We start from the raw sequence: 15,286 nt of genomic DNA on the forward strand, positions 1-15,286 counted from the left end.
CCCGTCAGTCACCGAGCGGCCGGTCCCGCACCGTCGGGACCGGCCGCTTCGCCGTGTCCCCCTCCGCGTCGATGTGCGGCATGATCCGGTCCAGCCAGTGCGGGGTCCACCAGGCGTGGCGGCCCAGGAGCGTCATCACCGCGGGGACCATGAGCAGGCGGACGACCGTGGCGTCGATGAGGACGCTCACGGCGAGCCCCAGCCCCAGCATCTTGACCACGATGTTGTCGCTGACGATGAACGCGGCGAAGACACTGACCATGATCAGGGCCGCGCAGGTGATGACCCGGGCCGTGATCTCCAGCGCGTGGGCCACCGAGGCCCGGGCGTCGCCGGTGCGCGTCCAGACCTCGTGGACGCGGGAGAGCAGGAAGATCTCGTAGTCCATGCTGAGGCCGAAGATGATGGCGAACATCATCATCGGCACATAGCTCTCGATGGGCACCTTGCCGTTGACGCCCAGTGCGGGCCCGCCCCAGCCCCACTGGAAGACGGCGACGACGACGCCGTACGAGGCCGCGATGGACAGCACGTTGAGGACCGCCGCCTTCACCGCGACCAGGAGCCCCCGGAAGACGGCGAGGATGATCAGGAAAGCGAGGGCGACGACCACGGCGATGATGACGGGCAGCCGGCTCGCCACGATGTCACGGAAGTCGACCTGCGAGGCCGTCGTGCCCGTGACGTAGCCGTGCGCCTTCGTGCCGGAGACCGAGGCGGGGAGCGTGTCGTCGACGAGACGGTTCGTCAGGTCCGTGGTGTCGGCGTTCTGCGGGGACTCCTTGGAGTAGACCGTGCCGACCAGGACGTCCCCGTCCTGGGTGGGGGTCAGCGGGGTGACCGCGTACGCCCCCTCGACCGCGTCCAGGTTCTTCTGCGCGGTGCTCTGCAGGCTCTGGCGGTCCGACGACGGCACCGACGTCTGGTCGATGACGACCGTGAGCGGACCGTTGGAGCCCGGTCCGAAGGCGTCGGTCATCAGGTCGTAGGCGCGGCGGTCGGTGAAGGAGGTGGGGTCGGCTCCGTCGCCGATGTGGCCGAGCTGGATGGAGAAGACGGGGATGGCGAGGACCGCCACCGTCGTGACACCGGCCGCGAGGAAGCGCCACGGATGGTGCTCCACACGCTGGGCGTAGCGGTGCCAGGTGCCGGTGATCTCCTCGCCCGCCTCCGCGCCGGTCTCGGCGACGGGCTTGCGGACGTGGTAGCGGTCGATGCGTCTGCCGATGAGGCCGAGCAGGGCCGGGACCAGGGTGAGCGCGCCGATGATCGCGGAGACGACGGTCACGGCGGCGGCGAGTCCGAGTTTGCCGATGAAGCTCACACCGGACGCGTAGAGGCCGGCGAGTGCGACGATCACCGTGCAGCCGGAGACGAGGACGGCGTGGCCGCTGGTCGAGGCGGCCCGGCCGGCCGCCCGTACCGGGTCGGCCCCGTCCATGAGGTTCTGCCGGTGACGGGTGATCAGGAACAGGGCGTAGTCGATGCCGACACCGAGCCCGATCATCGTCGCGAGGGTCGGGGAGACGGTCGCGAAGGTGAACGCGGCGGCCAGCAGACCCAGGCAGGCGAGGCCGCCGATGACGCTCAGCAAAGCCGTCACCAGGGGTAGTCCGGCGGCGATGACGCTGCCGAATCCGATCAGCAGGACCACGATCGCGACCGCGAATCCGATCAGCTCGCTCACCCGGTCGTCGGCGGCGGGACGGGCCAGTTCGCCGAGCGGTCCGCCGTACTCGACCTCGGCGCCCGCGGACCGCAGCGGCTGGACCGAGTCGTCCACGCCGTCGAGGTAGCCGTCCCCGAGGGTCGAGGGCTGCACGTCGAAGCGGATCGTGATGTACGCCGTCTTCTGGTCGGAGGACAGGGGACCCACGTTCGGCTGCTGCGACTGGTCCGAGGACTGCGACGGCTGGGTGGCCGGCGCGGTCAGCGGGTTCTGGACCGACAGCACGTGCGGCAGCTTCTGCAGGTCGTCGACCGTCTCGGACATCTGGGAGCCGAGCGAGGTGAGGGCCTTGTCCTCGTCGTGCAGGACGATCTGGCTGCCGTAGCCGCCGGCCGCCGGATCGTGCTCCTTCAGCACGTCCAGGCCCTTCTCGGACTGCACTCCCGGAAGGGTGAAGTCGTCCGAGTAGTCGCCGCCGTAGGACCGGTTCAGCACCTGGACGGCCGCGAGGGCGACCAGCCAGGAGACGATGACGACCACGAAGTGCCGGGCGCACCATTCGCCGAGTCGCCGCAGCACGCCCCCAGCAGGCTCGGCCCCCTCTTTCCCTCCGGAACGTTTCCCACCGGAACGACCTGAGCGCATCGTCTCTCCCACGGCAGCGATCTCCGGCCCTCATTACACGACGCTCCCGGTGCCCCGGCACCTCGGGAAAGCACCCTTCCCCGGTTGGCGGCCCCGGCTTGACAGGCGGACGATGAGGGGGGTGGGACGGAACGGAAGGAGCCGTCATGCTGGAGATCAAGTCGGTCGAGAAGCCGGACGAGCGGCGCGACTTCCCTCGGGGTCACCTCGAGGCCGTGCACCTCACCGGGCTCGACTTCGCCGTGGCCACCTTCGAGCCGGGCTGGCGCTGGTCGGAGTCCGTCGCCCCCCTCGCGGGCACGGAGAGCTGCCAGGTCCACCACAACGGCTACGTGGTCCAGGGGCGCATGCACATCCGCATGGACGACGGCGGTGAGGGCGAGGTCGGACCGGGCGACACCTTCGTGTGTCCGCCGGGGCACGACGCGTGGGTCGTGGGGGACGAGCAGTGCCTGCTGTACGACTTCGCCGGCCAGATGGCCCAGGACTACGCGAAGGCGAAGGGGGACTGAGCCGAGGTCCGGGTGCGAGAGGGAGTGGAGGCGGGGCGCCACACGCCCCGCCTCCGCCCACGCCACCACACCCTCGACGGCCCGCACACCCACGTGCTCCACGCGCGTCCGTGTCCGGCGTCTAGATGCCGTCGGCCCCCCGCAGGTTGTCCAGGGTCGCGTTCGTGTCGTTCTTGAGCCAGTCGACGACGTCGTCCACGTCCGGCATGGTCACGTCGTCGTAGCTGGAGCCGTAGGCGCTCCAGCGCATCTCGTACGTCATCCAGCCGTCGCGCACCGCGAGGGTGGCCGACCGGCTGCCGCTGGTGTCGTCGCCCGAGGTGGTGTCCTCGGTGATGACGTACGCCTCGTCCCCGAAGCCGTCGACCTTCTCGACCTCGTAGTCCTCGTAGCGCTGGTCGTACTCGGACCACATGGCGGTGAACTCGGGGCCGGGGTCGGTCTTCTTGTGCAGGTCGATCTGGACCGAGAAGTACGCGTCGGAGAGGGTGGAGGTCGAGGACTCCTTGAGGGAGATGCTGCAGTAGCTCTGGTCGAGGGCCGCGTGCTCCAGGGAGTTGTTGACCGGGGCGTCGTCCTCCTCCGGGTACTCGTTCTTGAAGGACGAGTAGTCCACGGACGGGCAGATGTCCGACTTGGCCCGGTAGCCGCGCAGGTCGGCCTCCGTCTCGTCCTTGCCGAGCAGGAAGACCCCGCCGGCCCAGGCCGCCGAGGCCACCGCCGCGCCGACCAGCGCCCACAGCACGGCCCGCCCGCCGGCACCCGTGGCGGGCGGTGCCCCGAGGGACGGGTAGCCACCCGGCGGGTAACCGCCCGGCGGGTAACCGCCCGGCGGGTAGCCCCCCGGCGGCTGGCCGTACGGGTTCGCCTGGGCGGCCACGGGAGCGACCGGAGGCCCGTAGCCGGCCGGGGGCTGGGGGCTCGCCGCCGGGGACTGCGGATCGGGGTAGGGGTAGGCGCTCGGGACGGCCGCCTGGGTCGGGGCCTCAGCCTGCGCGGGCTGGGCCGGTATCTCGGCCTGGGTGGGTGTCTGCGGCGGGGCCTGCCCGGGCGGGGGTGCCGACGGGGACGCGGACGGCTGGTCCTGCGGCTGTGGCTGTGCCGGTGCACCCTCGGGGCGTTCGGTCATCGGGTTCTCCTCGGTCGTGGTGGACGGGGTGCGGCGGAGCCGGACGGCCCCGCGGGGCCGCGGGACGGGGCGGCGGGGTCTCGTGGTCGAACGCGTGGAGGAGGGATACCCACGGCCGGATCCCTTCCATGCGGCCTCACCACCCCTGGACGCACCTGCGGATCCGAGGCTTCCAGAACGCCTGCCGCACGGTCGTCCGTAGAACTACGCACCCTGGTTACGGAACCTGGCGCGTCGGCCCGGGCGGGTCCCGCCGCGGCGGCCGTCCTGGGGCGGCCGCCGGTGCCCGGTGCTTTCATAGGAGGCATGACCAGCAGAAGTGTCGTCGTCGAGCGACGGGTGGCCGCTTCCCAGGGTCGGGTGTGGGAGGCCGTGACGGACCTCGGCGGCATGGATCGGATGCTCAGCGGAGTCATGAGGGTCGAGGTCCTCACGGATGGGGGCTTCGGGGTGGGTGCTCGGTGGCGGGAGACCCGCCGTATGTTCGGCAAGGACGCCACCGAGGAGATGTGGGTGACCGTCAGCGAGCCGCCCGAGCGCTATGTGGTGGAGGCCGAGTCGCACGGCTCCCGCTATGTCTCGGAGTGGGTGCTGCGGGCCGACGGACCGGGGGCGACGACGATCGTGACGACCTTCTCCGCCCGGCCGACCGGCACCGTCGCGGGTCTGCTCGCCAGGGTCATGGGTCCCCTGGGCGCCCGGGCCGTCCGCAAGGGGATCGCGAAGGACCTGGACGACGTCGCCGGGTGGGTGGAGGGCCGCAGGGGCTGAGCCGCCGCGGCCCTCGGTCACCGGGCCCGGGTGCGCGTCAGGAGTTCAGGCCGTAGCCCGAGGTCACGTACGCGCACTCCGTGTAGATGTAGCCGGACTCCAGCTTGGCCGTGTCGGAGGCGGCGCTGGAGGCGTTCTCGCCCTTCGGCTTGTGCAGGAAGTACGTGGTGCCGACCGGCAGGCTGATCGTGCGCTGCGGGTACTTGTCGTTGCCGCTGCACGGCTTGAAGCTGGACACCAGGGTGCTGCTCCAGTCGTAGCTGGTGCAGGTGGAGCAGCCCTTCAGGGTGAACGTGCCGGTCACCGGGCCGGTGTACATGACCTGGATCTCGTCGGGACTGTCGTTCTTCACCGTCACGGAGATGCTGCCGCCGGTCCGTGTGGTGGGCAGCTTCTTGCCCGCCTCCGGGACCTCCTGCGCGATCTCGGCGGCGATCGCGATCTTCTTGGCGCGCGGCGCGTTCTTGTGCTTCTTGTTGGCGTCGACGAAGTCGTTCATCGACGTCACCGCCTCGGCGAAGTCGCCGTCCTCGTACTGGTCGACACCGCAGGTGTAGACACCGGCGGAGGCGGACTTCTCGGCCTTTCCGGCGGCGGCGGCGAGCCCGTCGGCCACCCCGGCCTTCTCCCCCGGCAACGCCTTGACCTGGGAGCCGAGCGTCTCCAGCCGGTCCACGGCGGCGCACGGGTCGTCGCCGCCGACGGCCTTGACCGCCTTGTCGACGGCCGCCTCGACGTCGGGTTCGACCTTCGCCGCCTGATCGGAGTCGGGGAAGGTGGTGAGGAGGTCGCTGAACTGGTCCTGCCAGCCGGCGGTGTCGGCCGCCAGGCTCTCGGAGGCGCACTCGTACAGCGAGGTGGCGAGCCGGTCGTCGGGCCAGGCGGCCAGCGAGCCGAGGTCCTGCTTGTTCACGGTCCGGGGCACCGTACGCAGGTATTCGAGGGGAGCGACCGCCTCGCAGTACTCCTTGTCCTCGTAAGGGGCGCCGACGGTCGTGTAGAAGGTCTTCAACCGGTCGGGCACCTTCTCGGCGGCGCGGGAGTCGGGGTGGTCGGTGCTCAGGTCGTCATAGGCGGCCAGAGCCCTGCGGTACTCGGACTGGGTCGTCGAGAAGGACTCTCCGGAGGCCTTGTCCACGAGCTCGTCGGCCTTCGCCAGCCGGTCCAGGAGCATCTCCTCGACGGCTTCCTTCCGCGCGGTCTCGTACAGCAGGCCGCTCGCGACGGGGACGCCGAGCAGAAGGACTCCGAGGGCGATGGCGAGCGGGGACTTCGCCGGCCACACCAGGCGGTTGCGCAGGCCCAGGAAGGCGCCGTGGGCCGCCACGAGCAGCAGGAAGAGGCCGTAGACGGTGAGGGTGGCGCCCGAGACGCCGTCAGGGTCGGCCGGCAGCACCGAGAAGAGCAGCAGCCCGGTGGCCGCCCAGCACAGCAGGGTCAGGAGGGGGCGGCGCATCAGCGCGTAGCCGAGTCCCAGACCGCTGAGGTTCAGCAGGCCCACCCCGACGGCCCGCCAGCCGTCCGCGGGGCCGGGGGGCGGTGCCGAGGGCATCGGCGGCACGACGTAGCTGTGACTCCAGCCGTCCTGGTCTCTTACACCGTACTGATCCCCGGACATCTCGGATCCCCCCGTCAACTCCACCCGCATGCTTACGAATTGTCAGTGTACGGCCGAAACTCGATGCCGCGACAGGTGATTCTCGGGCGTGGACGGAGATCGATTTCACTTCGTGACCACAATCCGAGAGGTGGCGCGAAAGCATCGGCCGCACCGCTGGTCGGTGCGTGGAAACCAGCGATCCCACAGCTGTTGACGCCTCCGGGTCACGTTCCGGTTCGCCCGACGGGCGACGGTTTCTCCGCGACCGGGGCGGGCGGGGACACACGGCGGGCGGGGGACGCCTGGGCGAGGACGACGGCGGCGGCCGCACCGGTCGTGAGGGCACCCGCCACCAGCAGGATCGCGTAGGGGGCGGTCGGGTCGTACGGGGCGCGTCCCGCGTAGGCGGTCGCGGTGACCGCCCAGAAGACGGCGGCGTAGCCGAGCGCCGCCACGGCCAGGACCCACCTTGCCCGGCGGGGCGACAATCGGCCGGCCTCGCAGAGGATCGCGAGCACGGCGAGGAGCTGGATGCCGTGCAGTCCGGCGGCATGGGCGAGTTTCGCGCTGCCCGCCGCACCGAACAGCACCTCGCCCGGGACGCGGCCGGTGTCGTCGAAGGCGGTCTCCCCGATGGCGGCCATGTCCATGCCGATGTACCCGGCGACCAGCACGGCCCCCAGCCCCACGAGCGTGGCGACGCGGGAGGGTCCGGCGCCGTCGAACCGGACCAGCGCGGCGACGAACAGCCAGACCAGGCCGAGGATCAGCGGCAGGATCAGGGTGCCGATCACGGACCAGATCGCCGAGTCGGTGTCCGTGGGGGTCAAGTACCGGTCAGTCGAATCCGGGGGTGCCGGTCGGCTCGGCCGGCCCGAGGGGGTCCATGGGTGTCCCACGCGAGTCCATCAGTCCCGACCGGTACGCCAGGACCACGGCCTGGGCCCGGTCGCGGGCGTCGATCTTGTGCAGGATGCGTTTGACGTGCGTCTTGGCCGTGGACTCGGCGATCCCGAGCAGTTGGGCGAGTTCCGCGTTGGACAGCCCCCCGGCGATCAGCCGCAGCACCTGGGCCTCGCGGACGGTGAGGCCGCGCAACCGGGCGCGCTCGCCGGCGTCCGGCTCGCGCCGGGCCCTGCGGTCGTCGAGGACGAAGCGCGCGACGAGCGCCCGGGTCACGGACGGGTCGAGCAGGGTGTCTCCGGCGGCGACCGTGCGGACGGCGTCGATGAGCCGCTCGGGCGCGGCGCGCTTGAGCAGGAAGCCGCTGGCACCGGCCCGCAACGCCCGCCACACGTACGCGTCGTCGGGGAACGTCGTCAGGACGAGGACCCGCGCGGCAAGTCCCGCCTCGACGATCCGCCCGGTTGCCTCGATTCCGTCGATGCCCGGCATCCGTACGTCCATCAGGACGACGTCGGGGGTCAGCGCGAGGCACAGTTCCACGGCCCGTATTCCGTCGGCCGCCTCCCCGACGACCTCCAGGTCCGGGGCGGTGCCGAGTGTCACCGTGACACCGGTGCGCAACAGGGCGTCGTCGTCCGCGAGGAGCACGCGGACGGGCGGGGCGGCGGGCGCGCTCATGGCAGCGGCAGTTCGACGGTCAGGGCGAAGCCGATGCCGTCGGCGGCCGGACCGTGGGCCACCGTGCCGCCGAGCGCGGCGGCACGTTCGCCGATCCCGCGCAGCCCGCGCCCCTGCCGGTACTCCGGCGGCGGCCCGTCGCCGCCGTCCACGACCCTCACCAGCACCGCGTTCCCCCAGCGCTGCCGACGGACGGTCACCTCGGCGGACCGGGCATGACCGTGCCGCAGCGCGTTGGTCAGGGCCTCCTGGAACGATCCGGTGGACGGTCGGCCGCAACGCGCGCGGCAGGGTGAGCGTCTCCGGCTCGACGCGCAGCCGTACGTCCATGCCCGCGTCCACCATGGGGCGCACCAGGTGGGCCAGGCCGCCCTCGGTGTCCGTGTTCTGCGGGAAGGTCATGAGGGTGGCGTCGGTGGCGTCAGTGGCGTCGTCGTCGGCGCGCAGGACGCCCAGGAGCCGGTCGAGTTCGGCGAGGGCGTCACGGCCGGTGCGTTCGACGCTCATCAGGAGTTCCCGGGTGCGTTCGGGGTCGGTGTCGAGCACCATGCGTCCCGCGCCGGCCTGGACCAGCACGGCGTTCACCGAGTGTCCGACGATATCGTGCAACTCCCGTGCGATGCGGACCCGTTCGGCGACGACCGTCTCGCGGCGCAGCAACCGCCGCAGCTCCTCCGTCTCCCGGCGACGGCGGGCCGTGGCGCAGCCCGCCGCCCACACCAGCAGCCAGACGAGGACGACCGCGGCCTGGGTCACCCACGGGTCGTCCTTCGGCGCGAAGTGGGCCAGCACCCCGGGCGGTACGAGGAGCGCGCCGAGCACGGCCCTGCGCGGACTCGCGTACAGGCCCAGCGAGTGGACGCCGATGAGGTTCGCGACCGGCGTCAACTGACCGGGTCCCACCCACAGGGCCTCCACGACGAGCCCCGCCGTGCCCACCGCGTACCCGGCGAGCGGGGCGCGGCGCCGGACCGCGAGGCCCCCATCGATCATCGCGCCGAGGGCCAGGGCGAGCGGCGGGGAGGCGTCGGCGTCCTCCCCCGCGCCAAGCCGTACGACGGTCATGGCCACGAACAGCACGGCGGCCGCCGCCACATCGCCCGGTGGCACCCACAGCCGCCGGGCCCAGCCCTCCGCCATGCTCCGCCCCGCCCCGTCAGCTGATGCAGGATCAAGTCCGGCTCAAACCAACAAGGTTGGCGGAGCATGGGGACCGCATCCAGGGGGCGGTACGGGATCAGTAGTTCCCGCGCCTGACCCGGCGCAGCAGGACGACTCCGGCCAGCACCGCCACACCGCCGATCATCGCGGGCCACAGCTGCGACCCGGTCTCGGCGAGGCTGCCCGACGCCGACCCGGACCCCTGCGCGCCGGGCTGCCCGGCAGCCGACGGCACGTTCGCCGCGGGCGTCTGCTCGGGGGCCGCGACCGCGTCGCCGCCGTCCCCGGCGTCGTCCGCGCCCTCGCCCCGGTCGCCCTGGTCGCCCTGTTCGCCGCCGGCGGGGTTTCCGCGCTGGGTCGCCTTCACCGAGCCGAGGACCTGGGGCTCCTTGTCGCCGCCCTGGTTCGCCTGGTCGTCCGCGCCGCCGGGTGCCTGGGCGGTCTCGGAGGGCTCGGCCGCGTTCTCGTCCTGGTCCTGGTCAGCGCCCTCGCCCTGGCCGTTGCCCGGCTGCTCCTGGTCCTGGCCCTGGTCCTGGTCCTGGTCCTGGTCCTGACCGCCATCCTGGTCCTGGCCCTGGTCGTCACCCTGACCGGCGTCGCCGCCCTGGTCACCACCGTCGCCTTGGTCGCCACCGTCACCCTGACCGGCGTCGCCGCCCTGGCCGCCACCGTCGCCCTGGTCACCGTCGCCGTCGCCCTGGCCGCCGTCGAGGTCGGCCGCGTCGCACTCACGGCCGTCGTTGATGCAGTCCACCATCGCCCGCATCAGGTCCTCGTCGAAGACGTTGATGAAGTCGCCGTGGTCGGTGACGGCCTTGTGGAGCTGCTCGGGGAAGGAGTCCACGGCGAACAGCGGCGTCGTACGGCCGCCGTCCTGGAGGCTCGGCGCGTCGACGTCGTAGACGATGCGCTGGACCAGCTGCGGGATGGCCTTGAAGCCGGCCGCGCAGCTGCCGTCCGCGGCGGCGAAGGCCACGTGGGTGCGGTGGTTGGCACTGTCGATGTTGCGCCCGTCCCAGCAGCTCTGGAACTTGAAGGTGCGGACGACGTCGCTGCCGGAGGGGCAGAGCGGGTACTTGTCCTTCAGCTGCCGGTCCTCGAAGCCGGTGCAGCTCCAGGACGCGTTGGCGTTGGCCGGGCCGTTGACGAAGGCCTTGGCGTCGCCGGTGATGATGCGCAGCAGCCGCGGCATCTCCACGACCTCGCCCCGCGGGCTGCCGACGAAGGTCATGGTGACCTCCTTGGGCGTCACGATCTCACCGGCGTTGCCCTCGATGCCGCCGCCGGGCGAGTTGGCGTCCTGCTCGGCGGTGCCGTTCTGCAGACGGATCACGGGCCAGAAGTACGACGACCTGTCGCCCTGGTTCTCGCAGCTCGTGTCGGCAGCGGCGAGGTCCTCGTCGCTGGCGAAGGCGTTGTTGCCCTGGTTGCCGATGTAGTCGTGGAAGTGGTGCGCGCCGTTGGAGACACCGGGGGCGACGATGACGTTGTCCGAGTTGAACACGCCATTGGCGTTCACGCCGCAGTCGGTGCTGAAGGAACCGGTGGAGCCGTTCTGTCCGCCGCGGTTCCCGGCGTTCGGCTGGACGGACCTGATGTCGGCGTAGTCCGCGGCCACCGGCCCATTGCCGGCCTGGCCTCCGTTGCCCTGCTGCCCCTGGCCGCCCTGCTGCCCGCCCTGGTTCTGATCGCCCTGGCCGCCCTGGTTCTGGCCGTCGCCGTTCTGCAGACCGCCGTCCTGACCGGCGTCCTGGTTCTCGGCGGGGCGCAGTTCGCAGGCGGCGAGGGAGTCGAGCCCGTCGGGACGGTCCCCGACGCGGTCGATGGCGATCGCGATCCGCTCGATCGTCGCCGCCCGCTTCTCCTTCAGCGGGTTCATGATCGCGTTGTCGGCGAACCCGCTGTCCTGCTGCTGGGCCTGGACGGAGTTCTGCAGCCGCTGGTACGCCTCGGCTATCTGCTGGTCCAGGGCGGCGAGTTCCTTGTCCACGCCCTCCCGTGCCCCCTCGGGCACCTCCGTCAGCTCGCTGCCGACGTCCGGGCAGTCGATCGTGCCGGCGGCGGAGGCGACCCGCTCGACCCAGTCGTCGGGCGCACCGTCCTCGGTGGCCGACGCGTAGACGTTGACGGCCACGAGACCACCTCCGCCCAAGATCAGCGCGATCGCGGCGGAGGTCGCGCGCCGTGCTCCGGATGGGCGTCTGCGCCTGGTGGTGCGTCCCACGGATAGCTCCTACAACGTCGTGGTCGGGTCCGGGCATGAAAAACCCCAGCCTTATACGGAGCCGGGCCTCGATGTGTTCAAACGCCTCACAGATTCACAGGAATCCGACAGGAAGCAAGGCATCACACATGCTCAAAGGGGTAGCAAGCGCTCTCGCGACCAGGCTGCCGAGGGCCTCGGCCGGGGCAGCGCACGACCCCCTCTCGCCTCCGGGCGCGGGGCAGTGTAGACATGGGCACATGGTCCGTCTCCTGGGTCGATCTCGCTCTCAGTCGACCCGCCGTCCCCAGGGTCGGCCTGCGCAGGGCCGGGACGACCGCGCCCGGCGGGTACCGCATGGATCGGACGGCGGCGCGAGTCGGGAGCCGGAACACGACCGGGGCCCGCTCTCGGGGCTGCGGTCGACCCTGAGCGGGCGCAGCGTCGCCGGGCAGGTGTTCCTGCTGCAGGTCGTGATCGTGCTGGTACTGGTCGTGTCGGCCGTGGTGGCACTGGTCCTCCAGGTACGGCACGACAGCTCCAAGGAGGCGCACAACCGTTCGCTCGCCGTGGCGGAGACGTTCGCCAACGCGCCGGGCACCCGGGAGGCACTGAACGCGCCCGATCCGACGGCGGTGCTCCAGCCTCGCGCCGAGGCCGCCCGGGTCCAGTCCAAGGTGGACTTCATCGTCGTGATGAACACCGACGGGATCCGGTACACCCATCCGAAGACCGACCGCATCGGCAAGCAGTTCGTCGGCACCATCGAGCCCGCGCTGAAGGGCGAGTCCTTCACCGAGGAGGTGGACGGCACTCTCGGCCCGCTGGTCCAGGCCGTGGTGCCGGTCAAGGACCCCGACGGCAAGGTCGTGGGCCTGGTGTCGGCCGGGATCACCACCGAGAACGTGGGCGGGGTGGCCGAGGAGCAGTTGCCCCTCGTGCTGGCCGCCGCCGCGGCGGCCCTCGCCCTGGCGACGGCGGGCACGGCGCTCGTCAGCAAACGCCTGCTGCGGCAGACCCACGGGCTCGGCCCGTCCGAGATGACCCGCATGTACGAGCACCACGACGCGGTGCTGCATGCCGTGCGCGAGGGCGTGATCATCGTCGGCGGCGGGGGCCGGCTGCTGCTCGCCAACGACGAGGCGTACCGGCTGCTGGACCTCCCCCCGAACGCGGAGGGCCAGGACGTCCACTCCCTGGGCCTCGAGACGCACGTGGCGGACCTGCTGGCCTCGGGGCGGGTCGCCAACGACGAGGTGCACCTGGTGGGCGATCGGCTGCTGGCGGTCAACCAGCGGCCCACCGATCTCCAGGGCGAGCCCTCCGGCAGCGTCGCCACGCTCCGCGACTCCACCGAGCTGCGCGCCCTCTCCGGCCGCGCGGAGGCCGCCCGGGAGCGGCTGAGGCTGCTCTACGACGCCGGGGTGGGCGTCGGCACCGGCCTGGACGTGACCCGTACCGCCGAGGAACTGGCGGAGGTGGCGGTCCCGCGGCTCGCGGACTTCGTCACCGTGGACCTGGCCCCGGCCGCGCTCAGGGGCGACGAGCCCGAGACGGCCACCACGCTGAGCCGTACGGCGTGCACCGGGATCCGCAACGACGCGCCGCTGTACAAGGTGGGCGAGCGGATCGACCTGGTCCCCTCCTCGCCGCAGGCCCGCAGCATCGACAGCGGCAGCTCGACCCTCGTGGCCGACCTCAGCCGGGCGACCGGCTGGCAGGCCCAGGACCTCGAACGGTCCGCGCAGGTCGTCGAGTACGGCATCCACTCGCTGATCACGGTGCCGTTGCGGGTGGGCCAGCTGGTGCTGGGCGTCGCCACCTTCTGGCGCTCGGAGAAGCCGGAACCCTTCGACCAGGAGGAGCTGGCGCTCGCCGAGGAGCTCGTGGCGCGCGCGGCGGTCTCCATCGACAACGCGCGCCGCTACACCCGCGAGCACACGATGGCCGAGACCCTGCAGCGCAGCCTCCTGCCGCGCACCCTGCCCGAGCAGAGCGCCCTGGAGGTCGCCTACCGCTATCTGCCCGCGCAGGCCGGGGTGGGCGGCGACTGGTTCGACGTGCTCCCGCTGTCCGGCACCCGGGTCGCCGTCGTCGTGGGCGACGTGGTCGGGCACGGCCTGCACGCGGCGGCCACGATGGGACGGCTGCGCACCGCGGTCCACAACTTCACCGCGCTGGACCTGCCGCCCGACGAGATCCTGGGGCTGCTCGACGAGATGGTCAGCCGGATCGACCAGGACGAGGCGGTCCTCGACGGCAACGCCCCGATCACCGGGGCGACCTGCCTGTACGCGATCTACGACCCGGTCTCACGGCGCTGCACCGTCGCCCGCGCCGGTCATCCGCCGCTCGCGGTGGCCCGGCCCGACGGCACGGTCGACTTCCCCGACGTGCCGGCTGGCCCGCCGCTCGGCCTCGGTGGGCTCCCCTTCGAGACGGCCGAGCTGGACCTCACCGAGGGCAGCCGCATCGTGCTGTACACCGACGGCCTCGTCGAGGACCGGGAGCGGGACATCGACGACGGGCTCGAACTGCTGCGCGCCGCCCTGGCAGGGGCCGACGGCTCGCCGCAGGGCACCTGTGAGGCCGTGCTCGACGCGCTGCCGCCGAGCCGGGCGAGCGACGACATCGCGCTGATCGTCGCTCGCACCCGGGCGCTGGACTCGGGCCGTGTCGTCGAGTGGGAGGTGCCTGACGACCCGGCCGCGGTCCGCCGGGCGCGCTCGGAAGCCACCCGGCAGCTCACCGTCTGGGGCCTGGAGGAGCTGGAGTTCACCACCGAGCTGATCCTCAGCGAGCTGGTCACCAATGCCATCCGGTACGGCGGCGGTCCGATCCGGGTCCGGCTCATCCACGACCGGCAGCTGATCTGCGAGGTCACCGACAGCAGTCACACCTCGCCCCATCTGCGGTACGCCGCCACGACCGACGAGGGCGGCCGGGGCCTCTACCTCATCGCCCAGCTCACCCAGCGCTGGGGCACCCGCTACTCCCCCACCGGCAAGACGATCTGGACCGAGCAGGCGCTGCCCTGACGGCCGCCGGACAGTCGCGTCCGGAAGGAACAAGCACCCCACGCACAAGGAGAGACCGGAGCATGCGTATAGGACTGCTCGGAACCGGACCGTGGGCCGAGATGGCCTACGCCCCCGCACTGAGCGCCCACCGGGAGCTGGAGTTCGCGGGTGTCTGGGGCAGGCGCCCGGAGGCGGCCAAGGAACTGGCCGACCGGCACGGCGGACTGCCGGTGTACGAGGACGTCGACGCCCTGTTCGCGGACGTGGACGCGGTCGCCGTGGCCCTGCCGCCCTCCGTCCAGGCACCGCTCGCGGTGCGCGCGGCGCGGGCGGGCTGTCATCTGCTGCTCGACAAGCCGCTGTCGATCGACGTCGAGCAGGGGCGGGCCGTCGTCGAGGCGGTCGAGGAGAGCGGGGTCGCCTCGGTCGTCTTCTTCACCGCCCGGTTCCAGACCGCGATCGACGCGTGGATCACGGAACAGGCCGCCGGGGAAGGCTGGTTCACGGGCCGCGCGGAGTGGTTCGGGTCGCTGTTCGACGAGGAGAGCGACAGTCCTTTCGCGGATTCGCCGTGGCGGCGGGAGAAGGGCGGCCTGTGGGATGTGGGCCCTCACGCCCTGTCCGTGCTGCTGCCGGTCCTCGGGGACGTGGAGAAGGTGGCCGCCGCCGTGCGGGGGCCCCGGGACACGGTCCATCTGGTGCTCCTGCACACCGGCGGGGCGTCCAGCACGCTCACCCTCAGCCTCACCGCTCCGCCCGCGGCCTGCGGTGCCACGGTCGAGCTGCGCGGCCGGGCCGGGACGGCCGTGCTGCCCACGACCGACGAAGGGGCCGTACCGGCTCTGGTGCGGGCGGGGGACGCGCTGCTGGCGGCGGTCCGCAGTGGTCGTCCGCATCCGTGCGACGCCGCGTTCGCGCTGCGTGTGACGGAGCTACTGGCCGCCGCGGAAGCGCAGTTGACCGGCTGACCAGCCCGACTCGCAGCCCTGCGT

Annotated in this window: 11 protein-coding genes and 1 pseudogene; 4 read left to right on the plus strand and 8 right to left on the minus strand. The window is 72.0% G+C overall.

Features of this window, described 5'->3' with window-relative positions; genetic code table 11:
• Positions 1-4: 4 nt before the first annotated feature.
• The gene (locus GWK25_RS25945; RefSeq protein ID WP_215453520.1) at positions 5-2,314 is read right to left on the minus strand and encodes an MMPL family transporter; all 2,310 of its coding nucleotides are present in this window, start codon (positions 2,312-2,314) and stop codon (positions 5-7) included.
• 146 nt (positions 2,315-2,460) lie between these two features.
• Here GWK25_RS25945 and GWK25_RS25950 point away from each other — a divergent pair, with 146 nt between their 5' ends.
• Positions 2,461-2,826, plus strand: coding sequence for a cupin domain-containing protein (locus tag GWK25_RS25950; RefSeq protein WP_215453523.1), 366 nt, complete (start codon positions 2,461-2,463; stop codon positions 2,824-2,826).
• A 121-nt stretch (positions 2,827-2,947) separates the two neighbouring features.
• On the opposite strand, the gene GWK25_RS25955 is transcribed toward GWK25_RS25950, so the two are convergent.
• Positions 2,948-3,955 carry a hypothetical protein gene (locus GWK25_RS25955; RefSeq protein WP_215453525.1) on the minus strand — a complete coding sequence of 336 codons (1,008 nt, stop codon included), beginning with the start codon at positions 3,953-3,955 and terminating at the stop codon, positions 2,948-2,950.
• 306 nt (positions 3,956-4,261) lie between these two features.
• Between GWK25_RS25955 and GWK25_RS25960 the strand changes: the two genes are divergently transcribed.
• Positions 4,262-4,726: an SRPBCC family protein gene (locus GWK25_RS25960; RefSeq protein ID WP_215453527.1), complete on the plus strand. Its 465-nt coding sequence runs from the start codon at positions 4,262-4,264 to the stop codon at positions 4,724-4,726.
• A gap of 37 nt (positions 4,727-4,763) precedes the next feature.
• Here the strand turns inward: GWK25_RS25960 and GWK25_RS25965 are convergent, their stop codons facing one another.
• The 6 genes and pseudogenes from GWK25_RS25965 to GWK25_RS25980 form a co-directional block, all read right to left on the minus strand.
• The gene (locus tag GWK25_RS25965; protein ID WP_215453528.1) at positions 4,764-6,344 is read right to left on the minus strand and encodes a hypothetical protein; all 1,581 of its coding nucleotides are present in this window, start codon (positions 6,342-6,344) and stop codon (positions 4,764-4,766) included.
• Positions 6,345-6,550: 206 nt separating this feature from the next.
• Entirely contained in the window at positions 6,551-7,156 is a 606-nt protein-coding gene (locus GWK25_RS43795; protein WP_251829038.1) for a hypothetical protein, read from the minus strand.
• A 7-nt stretch (positions 7,157-7,163) separates the two neighbouring features.
• Positions 7,164-7,910 (minus strand): response regulator transcription factor, encoded by a 747-nt coding sequence (locus GWK25_RS43800; RefSeq protein WP_251830201.1) that lies wholly within the window; start codon positions 7,908-7,910, stop codon positions 7,164-7,166.
• On the minus strand, positions 7,907-8,110 hold the full coding sequence (locus tag GWK25_RS44845; RefSeq protein ID WP_374200697.1) for a hypothetical protein: 204 nt from the start codon (positions 8,108-8,110) through the stop codon (positions 7,907-7,909). The genes GWK25_RS43800 and GWK25_RS44845 overlap by 4 nt, the downstream gene beginning before the upstream one ends.
• Before the next feature lie 244 nt (positions 8,111-8,354).
• Positions 8,355-9,050, minus strand: a pseudogene (locus GWK25_RS43805) (histidine kinase dimerization/phosphoacceptor domain-containing protein); the annotation flags it as partial.
• A gap of 97 nt (positions 9,051-9,147) precedes the next feature.
• Entirely contained in the window at positions 9,148-11,205 is a 2,058-nt protein-coding gene (locus tag GWK25_RS25980) for a DUF1996 domain-containing protein (RefSeq protein WP_308404496.1), read from the minus strand.
• Between the two features lie 329 nt (positions 11,206-11,534).
• Here GWK25_RS25980 and GWK25_RS25985 point away from each other — a divergent pair, with 329 nt between their 5' ends.
• Entirely contained in the window at positions 11,535-14,312 is a 2,778-nt protein-coding gene (locus GWK25_RS25985) for a SpoIIE family protein phosphatase (protein ID WP_215453532.1), read from the plus strand.
• 62 nt (positions 14,313-14,374) lie between these two features.
• A complete protein-coding gene (locus GWK25_RS25990; RefSeq protein ID WP_215453533.1) occupies positions 14,375-15,262 on the plus strand; it encodes a Gfo/Idh/MocA family protein in 888 nt (295 codons plus the stop codon).
• Positions 15,263-15,286: the final 24 nt, after the last annotated feature.

The organism is Streptomyces sp. ATCC 21386, assembly GCF_018728545.1.
Lineage (GTDB): Bacteria > Actinomycetota > Actinomycetes > Streptomycetales > Streptomycetaceae > Streptomyces.

Excerpts from the sequence above, each read along its gene's own strand:
- GWK25_RS25945 (WP_215453520.1), bottom strand. The coding sequence starts at position 2,314 with ATGCGCTCAGGTCGTTCCGGTGGGAAACGTTCCGGAGGGAAAGAGGGG.
- GWK25_RS25950 (WP_215453523.1), top strand. The coding sequence starts at position 2,461 with ATGCTGGAGATCAAGTCGGTCGAGAAGCCGGACGAGCGGCGCGACTTC.
- GWK25_RS25955 (WP_215453525.1), bottom strand. The coding sequence starts at position 3,955 with ATGACCGAACGCCCCGAGGGTGCACCGGCACAGCCACAGCCGCAGGAC.
- GWK25_RS25960 (WP_215453527.1), top strand. The coding sequence starts at position 4,262 with ATGACCAGCAGAAGTGTCGTCGTCGAGCGACGGGTGGCCGCTTCCCAG.
- GWK25_RS25965 (WP_215453528.1), bottom strand. The coding sequence starts at position 6,344 with ATGTCCGGGGATCAGTACGGTGTAAGAGACCAGGACGGCTGGAGTCAC.
- GWK25_RS43800 (WP_251830201.1), bottom strand. The coding sequence starts at position 7,910 with ATGAGCGCGCCCGCCGCCCCGCCCGTCCGCGTGCTCCTCGCGGACGAC.
- GWK25_RS25985 (WP_215453532.1), top strand. The coding sequence starts at position 11,535 with ATGGTCCGTCTCCTGGGTCGATCTCGCTCTCAGTCGACCCGCCGTCCC.
- GWK25_RS25990 (WP_215453533.1), top strand. The coding sequence starts at position 14,375 with ATGCGTATAGGACTGCTCGGAACCGGACCGTGGGCCGAGATGGCCTAC.